The organism is Streptomyces sp. NPDC050535 (assembly GCF_044457665.1).
In the GTDB taxonomy this organism is placed as follows: Bacteria; Actinomycetota; Actinomycetes; order Streptomycetales; family Streptomycetaceae; genus Streptomyces.
In genome coordinates this window covers 132,710-154,150 of sequence record NZ_JBITHE010000013.1, presented here as the reverse complement: position 1 = coordinate 154,150, position 21,441 = coordinate 132,710, and the positions used below count along the sequence as shown (strand labels likewise).

Here is a 21,441-nt window from a genome sequence, read left to right as displayed (position 1 = left end):
CGGGGGGGGGGGGGGGGTGGGGGGGGGGGCCGGGGGGGGGGGGGGGGGGGGGGGCGGGGGGGGGGGTGGGGGTGGGGGGGGGGGGGGGGCGGGGGGCCGGTACATCCGCCCGTCGCCGCCGGATCAGACGTCGGGCGAGCATGGGGACCGTCCGGTGACGCGGGCGTACGCGACGGGCATGTGATGTACCGGCCCCCGGCCCCTCCCGCCGGTGGGCATCAGCCGGAGCGTGGCGCGTCTGAGGGGCAGGCGTTGTCATCCCGTCCGTCGTCCGTCCCTAGCTGCTCGGTGGGGCTACGCGTTTCAGGTTCGGGCCAGGCATCTTCCGCCTGTCCGGCGTTCGAGGGCGAGTCCTTTGGGTGATTGGGGGGCGGAGCCCTCGGGAGCGGGATGGGTAGGGGCGAGGGAGGGGTTTTACGTCGGGGCGGGGGGTGTGAGTTCCTTGGTCATCGTTGCGCGTAGGCGGAGGGTGGTTACGAGGCGTTGGAAGGCCTCGGCCCAGTAGCTGCCGGCGCCTGGGGCGGCGTTTTCCGGCTCGTCGGGGATGCCGGTGAGCGCTTCGAGCCGTACGGCCTCCGCGGGGTCGAGGCAACGTTCGGCCAGCCCCATGACCCCACTGAAGCTCCAGGGGTAACTGCCCGCGTCCCGGGCGATATTGAGCGCGTCGACCACCGCTCGGCCCAACGGCCCCGCCCAGGGCACCGCACACACCCCGAGCAACTGGAACGCCTCGGACAAGCCGTGGGTGCCTATGAAACCGGCGACCCACTCGGCCCGCTCGGCGGAGTCCAGCATGGCGAGCAGTTTCGACCGCTCGGCGAGGGACACCGCTCCTGGTCCGCCGGCCTCAGGAGCGGAGGGCGGCCCGAGGAGGGCCCTGGACCAGCCAGGATCCCGCTGCCGTACCGCCGCCCGGCACCACGCGGCATGCAGTTCGTTCTGCCAGTCGTCCGCCACGGGCAGGGCGACGATGTCCTCCGGTGTACGGCCGCCGAGCCGTCGCGGCCAGGTCGAGAGCGGCGCGGCCTCGACCAACTGGCCCAGCCACCAGGACCGTTCGCCCCGGCCGGCGGGCGCCTTCGGCACCACGCCGTCCCGCTCCATGCTCGGGTCGCACTCGTGCGGCGCCTCGACCACGATCGTGGGGACGCCGCGGGTACGGTCGACAGCCACACAGGAACCCGCTCTGGCCGCCATCCGCGCGGCGAGCGCGGAGTCCGGCAGCGCGGACAGCAGCTCCGCCGCCGTAGCGCGCACGTTGCGGCTCCGGTCGGTGAGCGCCCGCTCCAGGAAGGGTTCGTCGGCCGCGCACAGCCCTGAGCGGAGAGAATCGAGGAACATCAGCCGGTCCTCGGCCCGTTCGGTCGCCCAGGTCGTGGCGAGCAGCTCGCGGGCGGCCGCCGGACGGCGGGCCCGAATCGCCGTGAGCAGCGCGACCCGTTCGGCGAACAGCCCTTCCTGCCATAGTTGTTGTACGCGCTCGGGCTCGGCGGGATCCGGCAGGGCCGTACCGCCTCCCGGCGCGGAACGCAGCGCGAAGCGCCAGTCCGTGTTCAGTCGCGCGAGCCACAGGGCGCGCGGTCCGGCGAAGGTCAGTGCGGCCGGGCGTAGATCCGTACGGCCCCGGGCCGCGTCGAGGAGAGCGGGCAGGGTTTGCGGGGGCGGCGCGAAACCGCGCGCGTTGGCCAGGGCCAGCCACTGCGGCAGCAGCTCCATGAGGTCCGGTGTCGTCCCCCTCCGGCCCCCGCCTCCGCCCCCGGTGCCGGGCCGGTCCGCCAGCAACAGGGTGAGGCGGCGAGCCGCGGCGGGCGGCAGGGGCGGGCGTGGATCCGGCGCCGCCGGCTCGGGCCGGGCCGCCGCCCGCGCCGGCCGCACCCCGGCCCGCCGCCGCAGCGTCTCCACGGCGGCCGCGTCCAGCAACACCGTCGGCGCGTCCTGTGCCGGCCCGCAACCTGGCGGTCTACGCCGCTCGGTCCCCAGCAGCGCCACGGTGACGAGCTCCTCCCAGGAGCCCCCAGCGGGAGCGGAGGTCGTGTTCATCAGCGTCGGCATCCTTTCCGTACGGAGGTGGTCAGCACAGCGACACCGCCTCGCCCGGGCCCTGCGGCCAGGCCGTCAGCGGAGTGAAACCCTGGTGGCCGCACTCGCCGAAAACGGTGACGGGAGCACCGCCGGACAGGGCGGCCAGGCGCCACAGGCCGGGGAGGGAGCCGAGCGCCGGGGCGATGGGCAGGGCCAGGTCGCCGTTGGCGTCGGCCAGTTGCCAGCGTGGCGCGGCCGCGGTCGGATCGCCGACCGGGGTCGGTATGACCTGGTCCAGGGTGACGGGGTAGGAGTCGAGCCAGGGGTCGGTTCGCAGGGCCTCGCCGTAACGGGCCGCCGCCTCGGGTGTGGTGACTCCCGTCGGCCGTATCGATGTGGGCGCCGGTGGCGTGAACTGCTCGCCCAGCGCCGCCCGCAGCTGTCCGGCGCCGGAGTAGCTGGACAGCTCCGCCTCGAAGGCCAGGCCGACGGGCAGCGCCAGCTCCGGCGTGCGGCCGGCGGCTCCGTAGGAGAGCAGCAGGGCGGTGCGTCCGGACTCCGACCCGTGCAACCAGATCCTGCGTGTGGTGAGACGGCCGTCCGCCGTGTCGTACTGGGCCAGGACCAGCCACTGATCGCGCACCGGTGTGCCGTCCGCCGAGCCGGACAGCCCGATCCGTGAACGCACCGTCGCCGCAAGGTCGTCCGGCAGCCGCTCGCGACGCAGCCAGCCCTGGTCGAGGAGGTGGAGCAGGGCGCACTCCTCCAGGAGCCGCGCGGGCCAGCCAGGGCCGGACGACGGGATCGCCCCCAACTCCCGCACTCGCGAGGCAAGTCCGGGCGCCTGGGCGTCGACCATGCGGGCCGCCGTCTCGTCCCACGCGCCGTACCCGGCCTGCTCGGCGCCGGCCAGACCACCTCGGAGCAGATCCGTCAGCCGCTGCTCCAACTCCGTCGCGCCCGCGGTGATCCGCTCGGCCCGCCGCTCCGCCCGGCGCCGGGCCGCTTCCGGATCACCCGACGAGGCCGTCCCAGATGCCCCGCCCGTCGTCGTCTCCTTCGCCCCCGCGCGCTGTCGTCTCCCCTCTATCCACTGGCCCGCCCAGTCCGGCGCCTGCCCACGCGGGACCGTGCCCTCCTCGCCCGCCCAGAGCAGCAGCAGCCCGAGCGCGTGCTTGCACGGGAACTTGCGGCTGGGGCAACTGCACTTGTACGCGGGCCCGGTGGAGTCCGCGATATCGATGACCGTCTGATACGGCTTGCTGCCACTTCCCGCGCACAGTCCCCATACCGTCCCCTCGTCAGAACTGCCTGCCTCCGACCACGGCCCGGTCGAGCCGAGCTTGCTTCCCGCTTTGCGTGACGCTGCGTCAGGCGCCAGTGCAAGCACCTGATCCGCGGTCCAGCGCACCCCCTGCTGAGTCATGTCATCGAAGGTAGGTCCCCCCACTGACAATCGACTCTCGCGAGTACGTTTTCGCAGGTCAGGACGCATTGTCAGTGGCATGGTGCACGGTGGAACCAGATCCGAACCGGCCGATCGAACCGGCCGAGCTGGAGGGGGACCTAGCCATGTCTGTGTCCGTTGAGCCGACCGATTCCGCGTCCGTGAATCCGCCCGTGGGCGCGACCGCGCAAGTGACGGGGGGCGAGAGTGCCGGCGAGGTGTTGCGGCCGCACGCCGAGGACGCCTTCGCCGCCGAACTCGCCGCGCTGGCCGCGCAGGACGACCGGCCCCGCCCGGCCCGCTGGCGGCTTTCGCCGTGGGCCGTCGCGATGTATCTGCAAGGCGGCACGCTGCCGGACGGCACGGTGATCACACCCAAGTACGTGGGACCGCGCCGCCTCGTCGAGGTCGCCGTCACCACACTCGCCACCGACCGCGCGCTGCTCCTGCTCGGCGTGCCCGGCACCGCGAAGACCTGGGTGTCCGAGCATCTGGCCGCCGCGGTCAGCGGCGACTCCACCCTGCTCGTGCAGGGCACGGCCGGGACACCGGAGGAGGCGATCCGGTACGGCTGGAACTACGCGGAGCTGCTCGCGCACGGGCCCAGCCGGGACGCCCTGGTGCCGAGCCCGGTCATGCGCGCCATGGCGGAGGGGATGACCGCCCGGGTCGAGGAGCTCACCCGCATCCCGGCCGACGTGCAGGACACGCTCATCACGATCCTGTCGGAGAAGACGCTGCCGATACCGGAGCTGGGTTCGGAGGTGCAGGCCGTCCGCGGCTTCAACCTGATCGCCACGGCCAACGACCGCGACCGCGGGGTCAACGAGTTGTCGAGCGCGCTGCGCCGCCGTTTCAACACCGTGGTGCTGCCGCTGCCGGAGAGTGCGGAAGCCGAGGTCGACATCGTCTCGCGCCGGGTCGACCAGCTCGGCCGCTCCCTCGACCTGCCCGCGGCCCCCGACGGCATCGACGAGATCCGCCGTGTCGTCACCGTGTTCCGCGAGCTGCGCGACGGAGTCACGGCCGACGGGCGTACGAAACTGAAGTCACCCAGCGGCACGCTGTCCACCGCCGAGGCGATCTCCGTCGTCACCAACGGACTCGCGCTGGCGGCCCACTTCGGAGACGGAGTCCTGCGGGCGGGTGACGTCGCAGCCGGCATCCTCGGCGCCGTCGTCCGCGATCCGGCGGCCGACCGCGTCATCTGGCAGGAGTACCTGGAGGCGGTCGTCCGCGAGCGCGACGGCTGGAAGGACTTCTACCGTGCCTGCCGGGAGGTGAGTTCATGAGCGGATTCCAGGGGGAGAGCGCCGAGCGGGCCGAAACCGAGGGGGATCGCGTGACGGACGTCGACGGGCCGCCGCCCGTGGGCAGGCCGCCCGGCAGCGGGCCGCTGCTGCTCGGCGTACGGCATCACGGGCCGGGTTCCGCACGGGCCGTGCGGACCGCGCTGGAGGCGGCGGCTCCCCGGGTCGTGCTGATCGAGGGGCCTCCGGAGGCCGACGCGCTCATCCCGCTCGCCGCGGACAAGGACATGCGGCCCCCGGTCGCGCTCCTCGCCCACGTCGTGGACGAGCCCGGCCGTTCGGCATTCTGGCCGCTGGCCGAGTTCTCCCCGGAGTGGGTGGCGATCCGATGGGCGCTGGATCACGGGGTCCCGGCCCGGTTCATCGACCTTCCGGCGACCCACACGCTGGCCTGGGGGCAGGAGGAGTTCCCCGACCGGGACTCGGAAGACCCGGGGGACTCAGAGGGCTCGGGGGACTCGGAGGCACCGGGGGAGCTGTCGTCCGAAGCCGTCCGTGTCGATCCCCTCGCCGTGCTGGCCGAGACCGCCGGTTACGACGATCCCGAGCGGTGGTGGGAGGACGTGGTCGAGCACCGGGGCGGGGCGGGAGACGATCCGTTCGCGCCGTTCACCGCGCTCGAAGAGGCGATGGGAGCGCTGCGGGAGGCGTACGGGGTCGGTGGGCACGACCGGGACCTGCTCCGCGAGGCGTACATGCGGCTTCAGATGCGTTCGGCGCAGCGGGAGTTCGGGGACGAGGTGGCCGTGGTCTGCGGGGCCTGGCACGTCCCCGCACTACGGCAGAAGACCACCGCCGGCGCCGACCGGGCGTTGCTCAAGGGGCTGCCCAAGGCCAAGGCCGACCTGACCTGGGTGCCGTGGACACACCGCCGGCTTTCCCGGGCCAGCGGATACGGGGCGGGCATCGACTCGCCGGGTTGGTACGGGCATCTGTTCGGCGCCCCCGACCGCCCGATCGAGCGCTGGATGACGAAGGTCGCCCGGCTGCTGCGCGACGAGGACCGGATGGTGTCCTCCGCCCACGTCATCGAGGCGGTACGGCTGGCCGACACGCTCTCCGCGATGCGCGGCCGTCCGCTGCCGGGGCTGACCGAGACCACCGATGCCGTACGGGCCGTGATGTGCGAGGGCTCCGACGTGCCGCTGGCGCTCGTGCGCGACCGGCTCGTGGTCGGGGATGTGATGGGGGAGGTGCCGGAGTCCGCGCCTGCGGTGCCGTTGCAGCGCGACCTCGCCCGGCTTCAGCGGCGGCTGCGGCTCAAACCGGAGGCCGCGGAGCGGGAGTTGGAGCTCGACCTGCGCAAGGAGACCGACGCCGGGCGGAGCAGACTCCTGCACCGGCTGCGGCTGCTCGGTATCGGGTGGGGCGAGCCCGCCGCGTCGCGCGGCAGCACCGGTACCTTCCGCGAGACCTGGCGGCTGCGGTGGGAGCCCGAGCTGTCCGTGCGGGTCGCCGAGGCCGGGGTGTGGGGCACCACCGTGCTCTCCGCCGCGACCGCCAAGGCCGACGCGGACGCCATCAGCGCGGGCTCGCTGGCCGAGGTCACCGCGCTCGCCGAGCGCTGCCTCCTCGCCGAACTGCCGGACGCGCTGCCCGTGGTCATGCGCGTCCTGGCGGACCGGGCGGCCCTCGACGCCGACGTCGGACATCTCGCGCAGGCCCTGCCCGCACTGGTCCGTTCCCTGCGCTACGGCGACGTGCGCGGCACCGACACACACGCACTCCACGGCGTCGCGGTGGGCCTCGCCGAGCGGATCTTCGTGGGACTCCCACCGGCCTGCACGGCTCTCGACACCGAGGCAGCCGAGGAGATGCGGCGCCATGTGGACGCGGTGCAGGGGGCGGTGGGGCTGCTGGCGGAGTCGGGCGGCACCCCGTCAGGGAGCAGCGCCCCGTCATCGGGCGGCATCACGACTTCGGGTACCACCATCTCGCCGGGTGCCACCAACCTGCCGGGCACCAGCACGTCTCCCGGCGCCACCATCTCGCCGGGCACCAGCGCGTCCCCGGCCGCCAGTACCTCGCCGGGCGTCGCCACCTCACCGGCCGCCCCCGCATCGCCGGGCGGCGTACGGGTGTCCGGCGGCGTTCGCGGCCGCTGGTACGCCGTGCTCCGGGTGCTGGCCGGGCGGGACACCGTGCCGGGGGTGATCCGAGGACGGGCTGTGCGACTGCTGCTCGACGAGGGGGAGTTGGCGCAGGACGAGGCCGCCAGGCTGATGGGGCTGGTGCTGTCGCCGGGGACTGCGCCGGGGGACGCCGCCGCGTGGATCGAGGGGTTCGTCGGAGGAGGTTCCGGGGGCGGCATGCTGCTCCTGCACGACGAGCGGCTGCTCGGGCTGGTGGACGCGTGGCTGACGGGGGTGCCGGCGGATGCCTTCACCGACGTGCTGCCGTTGCTGCGGCGGACGTTCTCGGCGTACGAGACCGGGGTGCGCCGGACGTTGGGCGAGCTGATCAGGCGCGGCCCGGCGGTGCGGGGGCCCGAGACGGCCGCGGGCTCCGGGATACCCGGGTTCGCCCCCGAGCTCGACACCGGCCGCGCGGACGCCGTACTCCCGGTACTGCGCCTGCTGCTCGGGCTGGACGAACCCGACGGCGACCTCTCGACCGGCGACCGGGTGACTGACGGCAACGCCCTTCCCGCCAACGCCCTTGACGACAACGACCTTGTGGAGGTGGCCCGATGACCGCACCGGCAGGCGCGGCGGACGCGGTGGACGTGGCCGGAGCAGTCGCTGAAGGCGCTGAGAGCGTGTTGACCGGCGTGAGCGACGCGGCGGGTGAGCGCTTGCGGCGCTGGCGACTCGTGCTCGGGGGCGACGAGGCGGACGGTACCGGATGCGCTCTCTCCGGGAACGATGCCGCGATGGACGGGGCGCTCGGCGCGCTGTACGGGAAGGGAGGCAAGGGCCAGTCGGGGCGGGACCGTTCGGCGGGGCTCGGGGCGTCCGCGCCGTCCGTCGCGCGCTGGCTCGGGGACATCCGGACGTACTTCCCGTCGTCCGTCGTCCAGGTCATGCAGCGCGACGCCATAGACAGGCTCGGGCTGTCCGCGCTTCTGCTGGAGCCCGAGATGCTGGAGGCGGTGGAGGCCGACGTCCATCTGGTGGGCACGCTGCTCTCCCTGAACAAGGCCATGCCGGAGACGACCAAGGAGACCGCGCGGGCCGTCGTACGCAAGGTGGTCGAGGACCTGGAGAAGCGGCTCGCCACCCGCACGCGGGCCACGCTCACCGGTGCCCTCGACCGCAGCGCCCGGATCAGTCGGCCCCGTCACCACGACATCGACTGGAACCGCACCATCGCGGCGAACCTGAAGCACTACCTGCCCGAGTACCGCACGATCGTGCCCGAGCGGCTGATCGGTTACGGGCGCGCGTCGCAGTCCGTGAAGAAGGAGGTCATCCTCTGCATCGACCAGTCGGGGTCGATGGCGGCCTCCGTCGTCTACGCCTCCGTCTTCGGTGCCGTCCTCGCGTCCATGCGGTCCATCTCCACCCGGCTCGTGGTGTTCGACACGGCCGTCGTCGACCTCACCGACCAGCTCGACGACCCGGTCGACGTGCTCTTCGGCACGCAGCTCGGCGGCGGTACGGACATCAACAGGGCGCTCGCGTACTGCCAGTCGCAGATCACCCGGCCCGCCGACACGGTGGTCGTGCTCATCAGCGACCTCTACGAAGGGGGGATACGGAACGAGATGCTCAAGCGGGTGGCGGCGATGAAGGCGTCGGGGGTGCAGTTCGTGACGCTGCTCGCGCTCTCCGACGAGGGGGCACCGGCGTACGACCGTGAGCACGCTGCGGCTCTCGCGGCGCTGGGCGCGCCGGCGTTCGCCTGCACGCCCGACCTTTTCCCCGAGGTGATGGCGGCGGCCATCGAGAAGCGCCCGTTGCCGGTGCCGGACACCAGGTGAGGAGCTGCGCATTGGCGTGGTGACTCCGGCCCGCAGTCGGACGTGGGCAGCCGCTGACAGCCGGGCCCGAACAGCTGCCGGCAACCGGACCTGAACGCCCGTCGAGCACGGGAACGCCCCTCGACAGGAGGGGGGTTGTGAGGCCTCGGGAGGCTCGTGCGAGGATCGACGGGTCTTCACACCCTTCACTTGGGAAGAGCCCTCCTCCTTGGCTTCGTCGGCCGCGATATCCGGTGTCGCACTGCCCGGTACCGCTCTGCGCGTGACGCGCACGGCGGCCGGACGGCGTGCGCTGCGAGTGGCGTTCCTGGTGGGTGGGTTGTTCGCGCTCGGGCTCCTCTTCGGGGAGCAGGCGCACGCGGTGGACGGGAAAGCGCCGACGACTCCGGCACCTGTCGTTCAGACGGTCACGAGTTCGGTGACCAAGTCGGTCACGAGTTCGGTGGCCGAGTCGGTGTCTGGTTCGGTCGGACAGTTTGTGGATCCGGGAGGTTCGGCTCCGGGGGCGAGTGAGACGAGCTCGGTTTCGTCGAGCCCTGTCACGCACGTCACCGACGCGGTGCGGGCACACCTCACCGACACCGTTCGTACTCCGGTCACCGGTACCGTCGACGGTGTCGTGCAACCGGTCGGTGACCTGGCTGCGACGGTCACCGGCGGGCTTACCGAAACCCTGACCGACACCGTGACCGACACGTTGACCGAGGTCCTGACCGGCGCTTTGACGCCCATCCCGGCCGAGCCCTCGGCGGAAGCACCGCCGTCCGAGCCCGGTCCGCCGACGCTCCCCGGCACGGATGAGCAGACCCTGCCGGCCGCCGGTTCGGCCGCGCCGCGGTCCGGCGGGGCTGCGCGGGACACGTCGGGTTCCACGGACTCGGCGGACAAGCACGGCGCGGCTCGGCGGCAGGCTGTCGCGGGGACCGGTTCGGCGTACGGGCCCGTGCGGGTCGGTACACGGGCCGGAGGTACCGGCGTACCGCGGGCCGCCGACCAGGGCGTTCGCCGTGCGCCCGTGCCCGCCCCCGCGCACCGGACGCCCCCCGGCGACCCGACCGGCGTGCCGGCGCACCAGTCGGCCGGAGACAACGGCGGGCCGCGGCACGGCGACCCCCACGCCGTCACTTCTCACCACCGGGTGCCGCTGCGGCTCGTGCCCGGCGCGTCCGTGGCCGTGACCGTGGTCGAGACCCGGGACAGGTTCCGGGACATCCCCGTCTTCCCCGGCTGAACACCCTCTCCGGCTTACGGCCTCCTGGGCTGCACCGCCTCCCGGGCTGGACGGCCTCCCCGGCCCCACAGCCTCGCCGGCTGTCCGTCCGTGGCCACCGCCGTACACGGAGCACTCCACCTGTCGACCACGCGGTCACACGCATGGCCCCGGTGGCCGAGCCCGTCGTATCGCGGGTACCGCCCGTATCGCCCGTATCGCGGATATCGAGGGCATCGCGCACGCCGCCTACACGCGGACCGATCCCGTCGTACCGCGGTCTACGTGCGCGGCGTCCGCGATGCCCGCCGCGGCCGGAGCGCCCGGTAGGGCACGTACGCCATCCGACCGATCCTCTCTCCCCTCCATACGGCGACCGGCGACCGGCGACCAAGTGATCGTCGGACGAAGCCGACGTACGGAGGCCCCCTGACTCCGCGGGGCGATGAACCCGGACGGCCGAAGCCTTCGGTCCGTCCGAACCGGGACCCCGCGGAAGGGCAGGACGGTCCCCATTGGGGTGGGGACCACCCGCCCTGAGCCCCTCGGGGCTTCCCAAAGGGGCCTCGCCGGGCCAACCCCAGCCCGGTGAGGCCCCGGCCCCGGAACCGGGCCCCGCCGCCACTCGGGGCCCGTCCGGGGCCGCTCTGTGACAGGTATCACCGCTCAGGTGTGACCTGCGATTTAGGGACCCGCGTCCGGCGGCGATAACCTGCGGGACGGACATGCCGCGCGCTCGGACACCGTGTGCGCCACCCTTGTGACAGCGGACGTCACGTTGCCCTTCGCGGCACGCCCACGCAGACAACGAACCGCGAGATCACTGATAGGGACGGACGCGCGTGGACCTGTTCGAGTACCAGGCGAGGGACCTCTTCGCCAAGCACGGTGTACCGGTGCTGGCCGGTGAAGTCATCGACACGCCTGAGGCAGCCCGCGAGGCGACCGAGCGTCTTGGCGGCAAGTCCGTCATCAAGGCGCAGGTGAAGGTCGGTGGCCGTGGAAAGGCCGGCGGCGTCAAGCTCGCCGCCACCCCGGACGAGGCCGTCGCTCGCGCGACGGACATCCTCGGCATGGACATCAAGGGCCACACGGTCCACAAGGTGATGATCGCCGAGACCGCGCCCGAGATCGTCGAGGAGTACTACGTCTCGTACCTCCTCGACCGCACCAACCGCACCTTCCTCGCCATGGCGTCCGTGCAGGGCGGCGTGGAGATCGAGGTAGTCGCGGAGGAGAACCCCGAGGCCCTCGCGAAGGTGCCGGTCGACGCCAACGAAGGCGTGTCGATCGAGAAGGCCCGCGAGATCGTCGCGCAGGCGAAGTTCCCGGCCGATGTCGCGGAGCAGGTCGCCGACATCCTCGTGACCCTGTGGGACACCTTCATCAAGGAGGACGCCCTCCTGGTCGAGGTCAACCCGCTGGCCAAGGTCGCCTCCGGCAAGGTCATCGCCCTCGACGGCAAGGTGTCCCTGGACGAGAACGCGGAGTTCCGCCAGGCGGACCACGCCGCGCTCGAGGACAAGGACTCGGCCAACCCGCTCGAGGCCGCGGCCAAGGCGAAGAACCTCAACTACGTCAAGCTCGACGGTGAGGTCGGCATCATCGGCAACGGCGCGGGTCTCGTCATGAGCACCCTCGACGTGGTCGCGTACGCCGGTGAGAACCATGGCGGCGTGAAGCCGGCCAACTTCCTCGACATCGGCGGCGGCGCCTCCGCCGCGGTCATGGCGAACGGCCTGGAGATCATCCTCGGCGACCCGGACGTCAAGTCCGTCTTCGTCAACGTCTTCGGTGGCATCACCGCCTGCGACGAGGTCGCCAACGGCATCGTCCAGGCGCTCCAGCTGCTCAAGGACAAGGGCGAGGAAGTCACCAAGCCCCTGGTCGTGCGCCTCGACGGCAACAACGCCGAGCTGGGTCGCAAGATCCTGTCGGACGCCAACCACCCGCTCGTGCAGCGCGTGGACACCATGGACGGCGCGGCCGACAAGGCCGCCGAGCTCGCGGCTGCGAAGTAAGGGACGAGGGAAACAACCGCCATGGCTATCTTCCTCAACAAGGACAGCAAGGTCATCGTCCAGGGCATGACCGGTGCCACGGGCATGAAGCACACCAAGCTCATGCTGGCCGACGGCACGAACATCGTCGGCGGTGTGAACCCGCGCAAGGCGGGCACGTCGGTCGACTTCGACGGCACCGAGATCCCCGTCTTCGGCACGGTCGCCGAGGCCATCGAGAAGACGGGCGCCAACGTGTCCGTCCTCTTCGTGCCGCCGGCCTTCTCCAAGGCCGCCGTCGTCGAGGCCATCGACGCCGAGATCCCCCTCGCGGTCGTCATCACCGAGGGCATCGCCGTTCACGACTCCGCCGCCTTCTGGGCGTACGCGAAGTCGAAGGGCAACAAGACCCGCATCATCGGCCCGAACTGCCCCGGTCTCATCACCCCGGGCCAGTCGAACGCCGGCATCATCCCGGGCGACATCACGAAGCCGGGCCGTATCGGCCTGGTCTCGAAGTCCGGCACGCTGACGTACCAGATGATGTACGAGCTCCGTGACATCGGCTTCTCGTCGGCCGTCGGCATCGGTGGCGACCCGGTCATCGGTACGACGCACATCGACGCGCTCGCCGCGTTCGAGGCCGACCCCGACACCGACCTGATCGTCATGATCGGCGAGATCGGCGGCGACGCCGAGGAGCGTGCGGCGGACTTCATCGCGAAGAACGTGACGAAGCCGGTCGTCGGCTACGTCGCCGGTTTCACCGCGCCCGAGGGCAAGACCATGGGCCACGCCGGCGCCATCGTCTCCGGCTCCTCCGGCACGGCCGCCGCGAAGAAGGAGGCCCTCGAGGCCGCCGGCGTCAAGGTCGGCAAGACGCCGACCGAGACGGCGAAGCTCGCCCGCGAGATCCTCAACGGCTGAGTCCGCACAGCGCAGTACGCACGGAAGGGCCCGCACCCCACCAGGATGCGGGCCCTTCCGTGCGTACTCAGCGAGCCTCCGGAACCAGCCTCTCCGGGCCGCTCACGGTCTGGGACTTGAGGAACGCGTGGAGTTCGAGCTGCTCGTCGGAGAGCGGGCCGGGGGCGCTGCGGGGCGGCAGACCGCGGACCGTCGCGCCGGGGGCCATGGGCGGCTCGTAGTGGTCCGGGGCCGTGTGCAGGCTCAGCGACGTGGCGCCGATGAGCAGGACCGTGAAGGCGATGGCGGCGCGGGTCCAGGTGCGGGCGCGGTGCTCACTGCCGTAGCGGACGGCGCGTGGTTTCGCCGCGCGCAGCCGCTCCGTGGCGGCGAGTGCGGCCAGGCGCCGGTTCAGTTCGTCGGGTGCGGCCAGTTCCGGCAGGCGCGCGGCGACAGCCTCGCGAGCGTGCAGCAGCCGGTTGGCCGCCGCGGGCGTGCTCGCCTCCGTCTCGGCCGCGGTCTCCGGCAGATCGAGCCCGACCCCGTCGTACAGCAGCAGCGTGCGCCGGTACATCGGCGGCAGCTTCAGGAGTACGTCGAGCAGCGCGCGGTCCGCCGCGTCGGCGGGCGGCGCCTCCGGGTGCCGGTGCCTGGGGCGCAGCCGGTGCCAGGGGGAGAGCGCGTACTCGTACGCCGTCGCCCGTACCCACCCCGCCGGGTCCCGGTCCACGGCCACCTCGGGCCAGCGGTGCCAGGCCAGTTGGAACGCCCGCTCCACCGACTCACGCGCCAGTTCGCGCCGCCCGGTGAGCAGGTACGTCTGCCGTACGAGGGCGGGGGTGCAGAACGCGTAGAGGGCGTCGAAGGCCTGAGGGGGCGTCAGGATGGGGGGCGGGGGAGCCGGGGATTCATCCTCGTCGTCGCTCTCGTCCTCGCTCTCGCCGTCGCTTCTGGTCTCGGGTTCGGTATCCGTCTCGGGCTCGGTGGTCGTCTCGGGCTCGGCGTACGGCTCCTGACGAGGGGTCACCGTGGCTTCGGTTTCGACCGCCGCCTCGACAACAGCCTCGGCCTCGACCACGACCTCGGCTTCGGCCTCAGCCCCCACTTCGACATCGTCGGCAGTCGTCTTCGGACCCGGACCCGGACCGGCATCGGCACCCAGGTCCTGATCCGGCACGCCCAGCAGCCGCAAGTACGCCGCCCGTTTGCGGCCGCGCGGCGTCGTACGGCCGGTCTCCCACGAGCGCACCGTCTCGCGGGTGACGCCCACTCTGGCGGCGACTTCGGCCTGGCTCAGAGACTTGGCCTCGCGCAGACGGCGACGCTCCTTGGGAGATGGCAGCGGGGTCGCAGGGCTCTGTGTCATCTCGGACTCCACAGCGCGCCCCTTCGTACGAAAAAGTACATAACTGCATATTGAGCGACACATCGGAGGTTCGCCTGTTACGACGAGAAAGCGCGTGTCGTTGGGAGCATGACGGGTGTGACCCAAATGACCGACCGCAGGCTGATGTTGTCGCCCTTGCTCACCCGGATGCGCGACCGATCCCCCGGACTGGCCGCCAGCCTCCTGGGTGGTGCCCTCGCGGCGGGGCTCGGACTCGGCTCGTTCGCCGTCCTCGTCATGGTGCTCTGGATCAGCTCCCCGTACCCCGACAGCGGGCCGGACGGCGCGCTACACGTGGCCGCGACCCTCTGGCTGCTGGCCCACGGCGTCGAACTCGTCCGCACGGACACGCTCTCCGGAACGCCCATGCCGGTGGGTGTCACACCGCTGCTCCTCGTCGTGCTGCCGGTGTGGCTGCTCCACCGTGCGGGGCGCGATGCGGCTGACGCCGAGTCAGAAGCGGCGCCCCGTACGGCGTGGGCGGGCGTCGCCGCCGGCTATCTGTCCGTCGGCGGGGCCGCGGCGCTGTACGCCTCGGGCGGGGCGCTGCGGCCCTCCTGGGTGTGGACCGCCGTATGCCTGCCGCTGCTTGCCGTGGGGGCGGTGGGAGCGGGGGTGTGGACCGCGTACGGGTATCCGCGTGGGCCCATGCCCGCGTGGGGACGCCGGGTGCTCGACTCCCTGCCTCCGGGCGTACGCCGTCACGTCGACGTCCATGTGCTCGCGCCGGACGCCCGTCGCTTCATTGAGGGCGTGACGCGGGCCGCCGGGGCCGGGGTGGCGGTACTGGTCGGGGGAGGGGCGTTGCTGGTGGCCGTGTCGTTGGTGTGGCACGGGGGTGCGGCCCGCGGGTCCTTCCTCCAGCTCACCGAGGTGTGGTCGGGGCGGTTCGCCGTACTGCTGCTGTGCGTGGCCCTCGTACCGAACGCAGCCGTGTGGGGGGCCTCGTACGGCCTTGGGCCCGGGGTCGTCCTCGGGGCGGGGCAGGTGGCGGCGCCGTTGTCCTCGGCGGTGCCCGGGTCGTCGCTTCCGGCGTTTCCGCTGCTGGCCGCGGTGCCGGGGGCGGGGACGCCGTTGACCTGGGTGGTCGGGGCGGTGCCGGTGGCGGCGGGGGTGACGGTGGCCTGGTTCGTCGTGGCCTCGGCGGTGCCGGGAGGCGGTGGGGCTGCGTGGTCCCGGGGCCGGACCGTCGGTGGCGTGCTGCTCGCGGCCGGGTTGTGCGGGGGTGCGTTCGCGGTGCTGGCCGGGCTGGCCGGGGGGCCGCTCGGGGTCGCGGGGCTGGCTCGCTTCGGGCCGGTGTGGTGGCAGGCGGGGGGCGCGGCGCTGCTGTGGACGGCCGGAGTGGGGGTTCCTGTGGTGGTGGGGGTGCGCGGGTGGCGGGTTCGGGGGCGGCGGGTGCCTCAGGTGGGGGTGCCTCAGATGGGGGTGCCCCAGGTGGGGGCGTCTCGGGTGCGGGAGCCGAGGGTGTGGTTGCCGTCGTGGTTCTCACGAGGTGTGCGGGCGGGGGCGGCGCCTTCTCCGGGGCGGGTGGGGGAGCGGGCCGAGGGTCAGGCGCGGGTCCAGGGCCTCGCCCGTGTCCTGCCGCAGGCTCAGGCGCAGCCTCCTGCTCAGGCCGCGCCGGCCGGGTCCGCCTTCGACCAGGCGTACGACCTGCTGCCCTCCGACAGCACGGGGTCTCCGTGGCACGAGGATCTGTCCCGCGAGGCCCGCTGGGCGGCATTGAAGGAGGCGTCCGCTCCTGTGGAGTCGACGGAACGCACGGAGCCGACGGAACGCACGGAGCCGACGGAGCCGACGGCGGCGGAGCGGACTGAGTCCGCTGAGCCCGCCGGGCCCACCGAGTCCACCGAGTCCACCGAGTCCAGCTGAGACCTGATGAAAGGGAGCGGCCTGCGGGCGCGGGTGCGAGGCCGGAGGGTTTTCGCCCCCTCCGCCCCTTCCCGTCCCGTTCCCGGGGGGCTGCGCCCCCGGACCCCCGCTTCGCGCCGGCGCGTTCGTCCTCAAGCGCCGGACGGGCTGGAAGATTGCTAGCTCTGCGTGCCCAGCACTCCCCGCAACTCCTTCGGCAGAAGGTCGTTGCAGGACTCCTTCGCGACGTTGGTGAGGGAGTCGTTGGTGCAGGTGTAGTAGTCGCTGTAGACGAGCTGGGCGGTGAAGCCGGCGGCGACCATGGCGATGGCCAGGGAGGCGGTGACCAGGCCGCTCACCGCGGCGGACTTCTGAGGGCGGGCCTTCGGCGCGTCGACGGTGGCCGGGCTGTCCGGGTCCGGGGTGCGGGGCTTGGCGCGCAGGGCGCTGATGCCCCAGTAGAGGGCGAGCGCACCGAGCAGCAGAGCCACGTACGGCCAGCTGAAGAGGGCGAAGAAGAACGCCCACATGCCGGAGAGCAGCGCGAAGCGTGCGCGGCGCTGGGCGGGGTCCGCCGGGTCCCAGCGCATGCCGCCGCCCGGCCCTTCCGGACCGCCCTGGCCCTGCCCCTGCTGCCCTTGCTGCGCACCGGGACGGTCGCCGAAACGGCCGCCGCTGGACGGCCCGGGCTGCCGGTCGCTCCACTGGCTGCCCCACGGGGACTGCCCGCCGGGCCCGCCCGGCTCACCCTGCTCGCCAGAGCCCTCCGCACCCTGCCCGTTCGCGGGCCGCCGCGGCTGCCACGGCCGGTCGGGTGTCCCCTCGGGCGGCGGAGCGAACGGATTGTCGTCCGAGCCGGAGTTCGAGCCTGGGGAGTTCGACCCCGAGGACCCCGAGGACCCCGAGGAGCCCGAGGAGCTGGAGGAGCCCGAGGAGTTGGAGGGAGGCGCGTCCGGGCCCTGTCCGCCCGACCCGTTCCCGTCGGCCGAGCCGTGCTCACCCGAAGGGCCGGAGCCGGGTGTGCCCCCGCCTTCCCGCGGCGGCACAGGCTGAGGGCGCCGCTCGCGCAGCAGGAGCGGAGGGAGTCGGAGACTGCGGTCCGGCATCAGGTGTGCGTCTTCCCCTTGGTGGTTATGGCGGGCGGCGTGTCCACAGAGCCTCGTACCTGCCCGGGACGGGCGCCCCGAGCGTTCGTACGGCAGGTCTGGCACCCGGGACTCGTACCCCGAGCGTTCGTACAGCGGATCCGGCACCCCGGACTCGCGTCCCGAGCGCTCGTACAGCAGTTCTGATACTCGGGACTGGCGGTCCCGAGCGTCCGCACGCGTGGCCGGGGACGACCGCCCCGCGCTTCACGTACTCAACCCACATCAACGCCGCACGCACGCAAGGCGTTCCCCGCGCCGGACGGTGTTCCCAGGTGGATCCTCCCCAGACGCTACCTTCCGGCCACGCCCCCGTCCCGTGGGGGCCGCCCGGAGTGCCGGTATCGTTGCTGACGGTCGGCCGCTTCGTAGACTTCCCCGTATCCCGGGGCGCGATGCATTCGTACGAATGTACAAGCGTGAGTGTGCGGGTACGAACGTACAGAACAAGCCGTCCGCGCAACCGCTCCCCCGAGAAAGGTCCCCACCGTGGCCGCCAAGCCCGTGGCCAAGCGCCTTGTCGTGCTGGTCTCCGGATCAGGTACGAATCTGCAGGCACTGCTCGACGCCATCGCCGAGGCGGGGCCCGAGGCGTACGGGGCCGAGATCGTGGCCGTCGGCGCGGACCGGGACCGTATCGAAGGACTCGCGCGGGCCGAGCGGGCCGGACTGCCCACCTTCGTGTGCCGGGTCAAGGACCACGGCACCCGCGACGAGTGGGACGCGGCGCTCGCTGAGGCGACCGCCGCCCACGAGCCCGACCTCGTGGTGTCCGCCGGGTTCATGAAGATCGTGGGAAAGCGGTTCCTCGCCGGGTTCGGCGGCCGGTTCGTCAACACGCATCCCGCGCTGCTGCCCAGTTTTCCCGGTGCCCACGGGGTGCGCGACGCGCTCGCGTACGGAGCGAGGGTCACCGGATGCACCGTCCACTTCGTCGACGACGGCGTCGACACCGGTCCGGTCATCGCTCAGGGCGTGGTCGAGATCCGGGACGAGGACGACGAGAGCGCTCTGCACGAGCGCATCAAGGAAGTCGAGCGAAGGCTGCTCGTCGATGTCGTGGGGCGGCTCGCCCGCAACGGCTATCGCATTGAGGGACGAAAGGTAGTTATCCAGTGACCGCCACCGCCGAGAGCAACAAGCGGGCCATCCGACGCGCGCTCGTCAGCGTGTACGACAAGACCGGCCTCGAAGAACTGGCGCGCGGGCTGCACGAGGCCGGTGTCGAGCTCGTCTCCACCGGCTCCACCGCGTCGAGGATCGCCGCGACAGGCGTCCCCGTCACCAAGGTCGAGGAGCTGACCGGCTTCCCCGAGTGCCTGGACGGCCGCGTCAAGACCCTGCACCCGAAGGTGCACGCCGGCATCCTCGCCGACCTGCGGCTCCCCGACCACCGGCGCCAGCTGGAAGAGCTCGGCGTCGAGCCGTTCGACCTCGTCGTGGTCAACCTCTACCCGTTCCGCGAGACCGTCGCCTCGGGCGCGACGCCCGACGAGTGCGTCGAGCAGATCGACATCGGCGGCCCGTCGATGGTCCGCGCCGCCGCCAAGAACCACCCGTCCGTCGCCGTCGTCACCAGCCCCGCCCGGTACGCGGACGTCCTGGGCGCGGTCAAGGACGGCGGCTTCGACCTCGTCACCCGCAAGCGGCTCGCGGCGGAGGCCTTCCAGCACACCGCGGCGTACGACGTGGCGGTCGCCTCCTGGTTCGCCGCCGACTACGCCGCCGTCGACGACAGCGGCTTCCCCGACTTCCTCGGCGCGACGTACGAGCGCGACAACACCCTGCGGTACGGCGAGAACCCGCACCAGGGCGCGGCCCTCTACATCGACGGCACTGGCGGTCTCGCCGAGGCCGAGCAGCTGCACGGCAAGGAGATGTCGTACAACAACTACACGGACACGGACGCCGCGCGCCGTGCCGCGTACGACCACTCCGAGCCCTGCGTCGCGATCATCAAGCACGCCAACCCCTGTGGAATCGCGGTCGGTTCGGACGTCGCCGAGGCGCACCGCAAGGCGCACGCCTGTGACCCGCTGTCCGCGTTCGGCGGGGTGATCGCCGTCAACCGGCCGGTCAGCAAGGCGATGGCGGAGCAGGTCGCCGAGATCTTCACCGAGGTCATCGTCGCGCCCGGCTACGAGGACGGGGCGCTCGAGGCGCTCGCCAGGAAGAAGAACATCCGGGTGCTCAAGGTCGCGGGCGGCCCCTCCGACCTCGTCGAGGTCAAGCCCATCGACGGCGGCGCGCTGCTCCAGGTCACCGACCGGCTCCAGGCGGACGGCGACGACCCGGCGAACTGGACGCTGGCGACCGGCGACGCGCTCGGCGAGGCCGAACTGGCCGAGCTGGCGTTCGCCTGGAAGGCGTGCCGGGCGGTCAAGTCCAACGCCATCCTGCTCGCCAGGGACGGCGCCTCGGTCGGCGTCGGCATGGGCCAGGTCAACCGGGTCGACTCGGCGAAGCTGGCGGTGGAGCGGGCGGGCGAGGAGCGCGCGCAGGGCTCGTACGCGGCGTCCGACGCGTTCTTCCCGTTCCCCGACGGCCTGGAGATCCTCACCGCGGCCGGCGTCAAGGCCGTGGTCCAGCCGGGCGGTTCGGTCCGCGACGAGCTGGTCGTGGAGGCCGCCGCCAAGGCGGGCGTGACGATGTACTTCACGGGGACACGGCACTTCTTCCACTGAGCCGCACACACGGAGACGGGCGGTCCGGCGCGGTGCCGGGCCGCCCGTCTCCGTCCCTGGGGGAGGGTCAGGTCAGCCAGACGCTGCAACTGCTCACCCAGCGGTGCGAGCGGATGTTGTTGTCCGCGTTCTGGCCGTTGCTGAAGTAGTTGTCGGACAGGTTGTCCGCGTAGTACTCGTACGGGGAGAGACAGGCGTACCCGTCCTGGTACTCCTGCACGTACCAGAACTGGACGACGTCGTTGCCGCCGGTGTAGCCGGCGTTCATGACGGACGACGCCTTGTCCCAGGCGTTCGCGAAGCCGCCGGGGGACCACAGCCAGTCGGCGTCGTTGCCCGCGTCGACGCCCAGGAGCGTGCCCTGGCAGTCGTAGCCGTCCCAGGCGTACATGTTGCCGTTGCGGCCCGGCCAGGCGTTGTCGCAGCCGGCGCCCTGAGCGCCGGTTCCGGCGGCCTGGGCGCTGGTGGCGGGCACGCCGAGCCCCAGGACGGTCAGGCCGATGACGGCCATCGTGGTGGCGAACTTGCGCATGATGATTCCCCTCGTCGCATGTCTGGGTGCTGGGTGCTGGGTGCTGCGGCTGGTCGCTGCCGGGCTCAGGCGCGCTGCGGCACGATCCGTACCGCGCGTTCGTACGCCTGCCGCCCGAGGCGCCGGTAGGTGTCGACCGCCGTGCCGTAGCGGTCGCGCAGCTGGTCGAAGTAGTACGTCTCGCGCGCCGCGGCCACCGACCTCAGCGAGGTCTCGCGGGCGCAGCCGGCGTCGGCGACGGCGGTCCGGCGTTCGGCCCCGAACGCCTCGCCGGCGCGGGCCCGGCCCAGGCGCGCGGTGTTCCGCCGTACCGCGTCACGGGCAGCCTGGGGGTCGTCGTAGGGGCTGCCGGCCCGCCGCATGCAGTCCGACCAGGCGCGTACCGCGGTGGTCAGCCGCTGGTCGTCCATCAGGTCCTTGCCGTACAGCGAGTTGAGGCCGGTGGCCGTCTTCGAGGCGCGGAACCACTCGGCGGGGTCGCCGTAGAGGGTCTTCTCCGCCTCGGCCGTGCAGCCGCCGAGGCGTTTGCGGACCTCGGCCCCGCCCGGCAGCGAGGCCGAGAGGTCGGCCGCCTCGTCGCCGCCGTCCAGCGCCACGTCGAAGGCGGCGCGCCGCTCGGCGGACAGGCTCCGGCGGTACGCGGCGATGGGATGGTGTTTCCGTGTCTGTTCGCTCTTGGCGTCGATCCGGCCGCCGTAGCCGTACGAGCGGGCCCATGCCACGTCGTCCTGCACGTACCGCACCGGACGGCTCTCGCGCAGGGTCAGCGTGTGGTCCTCCCAGTACGTGAAACCGTGGCGCTTCATGCACTGTTTCGTCAGGCGTTGCTGGGCGTCGCCGACGCGTAGTTCCTGCTGCCAGGTCAGCGGCTGTGGCCGTGCCTGGCGGGCGGCCGTGGTGACCGGTCCCGGCTCACCGCCCCCGGTGTCGCCGGCGCATCCGGTCGTGGGGGGGGGGGGGGGGGGGGGGGGGGGCGGCCCCGGCCCCCCCCCGGCGCGGGCCGGCCCCCCCCCCCCCCCCCCCCCCCG

Annotated in this window: 15 protein-coding genes; 9 read left to right on the top strand and 6 right to left on the bottom strand. The window is 72.6% G+C overall.

The genetic code is table 11. The features are described 5' to 3' along the window. Window positions 1–414: 414 nt before the first annotated feature. Together ACIBLC_RS27195 and ACIBLC_RS27190 are read right to left on the bottom strand one after the other, a co-directional pair. Window positions 415–2,040, bottom strand: coding sequence for a DUF5691 domain-containing protein (locus ACIBLC_RS27195; RefSeq protein ID WP_399213826.1), 1,626 nt, complete (start codon window positions 2,038–2,040; stop codon window positions 415–417). Window positions 2,041–2,071: 31 nt separating this feature from the next. Beyond that, the gene (locus ACIBLC_RS27190) at window positions 2,072–3,448 is read right to left on the bottom strand and encodes an SWIM zinc finger family protein (protein ID WP_399213825.1); all 1,377 of its coding nucleotides are present in this window, start codon (window positions 3,446–3,448) and stop codon (window positions 2,072–2,074) included. Between the two features lie 146 nt (window positions 3,449–3,594). On the opposite strand from ACIBLC_RS27190, the gene ACIBLC_RS27185 reads away from it, so the two are divergent. The 6 genes from ACIBLC_RS27185 (at window position 3,595) to sucD (ending at window position 12,838) form a co-directional block, all read left to right on the top strand. After that, window positions 3,595–4,761: an AAA family ATPase gene (locus ACIBLC_RS27185; protein ID WP_399213824.1), complete on the top strand. Its 1,167-nt coding sequence runs from the start codon at window positions 3,595–3,597 to the stop codon at window positions 4,759–4,761. Next, window positions 4,758–7,472 carry a DUF5682 family protein gene (locus ACIBLC_RS27180; protein ID WP_399213823.1) on the top strand — a complete coding sequence of 905 codons (2,715 nt, stop codon included), beginning with the start codon at window positions 4,758–4,760 and terminating at the stop codon, window positions 7,470–7,472. Before ACIBLC_RS27185 ends, ACIBLC_RS27180 begins: the two co-directional genes overlap by 4 nt. 65 nt (window positions 7,473–7,537) lie before the next feature. After that, window positions 7,538–8,701 (top strand): VWA domain-containing protein, encoded by a 1,164-nt coding sequence (locus tag ACIBLC_RS27175; RefSeq protein ID WP_399213921.1) that lies wholly within the window; start codon window positions 7,538–7,540, stop codon window positions 8,699–8,701. Window positions 8,702–8,909: 208 nt separating this feature from the next. Next, on the top strand, window positions 8,910–9,932 hold the full coding sequence (locus ACIBLC_RS27170; protein ID WP_399213822.1) for a hypothetical protein: 1,023 nt from the start codon (window positions 8,910–8,912) through the stop codon (window positions 9,930–9,932). An 821-nt stretch (window positions 9,933–10,753) separates the two neighbouring features. Next, window positions 10,754–11,932 (top strand): ADP-forming succinate--CoA ligase subunit beta, encoded by a 1,179-nt coding sequence (gene sucC / locus ACIBLC_RS27165; protein ID WP_399213820.1) that lies wholly within the window; start codon window positions 10,754–10,756, stop codon window positions 11,930–11,932. A 21-nt stretch (window positions 11,933–11,953) separates the two neighbouring features. Beyond that, window positions 11,954–12,838, top strand: a complete 885-nt coding sequence (sucD, locus tag ACIBLC_RS27160; protein WP_399213819.1) for a succinate--CoA ligase subunit alpha — start codon at window positions 11,954–11,956, stop codon at window positions 12,836–12,838. A 67-nt stretch (window positions 12,839–12,905) separates the two neighbouring features. On the opposite strand, the gene ACIBLC_RS27155 is transcribed toward sucD, so the two are convergent. Next, a complete protein-coding gene (locus ACIBLC_RS27155; protein WP_399213818.1) occupies window positions 12,906–14,183 on the bottom strand; it encodes a helix-turn-helix domain-containing protein in 1,278 nt (425 codons plus the stop codon). Window positions 14,184–14,291: 108 nt separating this feature from the next. Between ACIBLC_RS27155 and ACIBLC_RS27150 the strand changes: the two genes are divergently transcribed. Further along, window positions 14,292–16,073: a DUF6350 family protein gene (locus ACIBLC_RS27150; protein ID WP_399213817.1), complete on the top strand. Its 1,782-nt coding sequence runs from the start codon at window positions 14,292–14,294 to the stop codon at window positions 16,071–16,073. 158 nt (window positions 16,074–16,231) lie between these two features. Here ACIBLC_RS27150 and ACIBLC_RS27145 read toward each other — a convergent pair whose 3' ends face one another. Then, window positions 16,232–17,158, bottom strand: coding sequence for a hypothetical protein (locus tag ACIBLC_RS27145; RefSeq protein WP_399213815.1), 927 nt, complete (start codon window positions 17,156–17,158; stop codon window positions 16,232–16,234). A gap of 528 nt (window positions 17,159–17,686) precedes the next feature. Between ACIBLC_RS27145 and purN the strand changes: the two genes are divergently transcribed. After that, window positions 17,687–18,316, top strand: coding sequence for a phosphoribosylglycinamide formyltransferase (purN, locus tag ACIBLC_RS27140; protein ID WP_399213814.1), 630 nt, complete (start codon window positions 17,687–17,689; stop codon window positions 18,314–18,316). Beyond that, entirely contained in the window at window positions 18,313–19,881 is a 1,569-nt protein-coding gene (gene purH, locus ACIBLC_RS27135) for a bifunctional phosphoribosylaminoimidazolecarboxamide formyltransferase/IMP cyclohydrolase (RefSeq protein WP_399213813.1), read from the top strand. The genes purN and purH overlap by 4 nt, the downstream gene beginning before the upstream one ends. A gap of 67 nt (window positions 19,882–19,948) precedes the next feature. On the opposite strand, the gene ACIBLC_RS27130 is transcribed toward purH, so the two are convergent. Beyond that, a complete protein-coding gene (locus ACIBLC_RS27130) occupies window positions 19,949–20,413 on the bottom strand; it encodes a hypothetical protein (protein ID WP_399213812.1) in 465 nt (154 codons plus the stop codon). Between the two features lie 65 nt (window positions 20,414–20,478). Beyond that, window positions 20,479–21,219 carry a hypothetical protein gene (locus ACIBLC_RS27125; protein WP_399213811.1) on the bottom strand — a complete coding sequence of 247 codons (741 nt, stop codon included), beginning with the start codon at window positions 21,217–21,219 and terminating at the stop codon, window positions 20,479–20,481. Window positions 21,220–21,441: the final 222 nt, after the last annotated feature.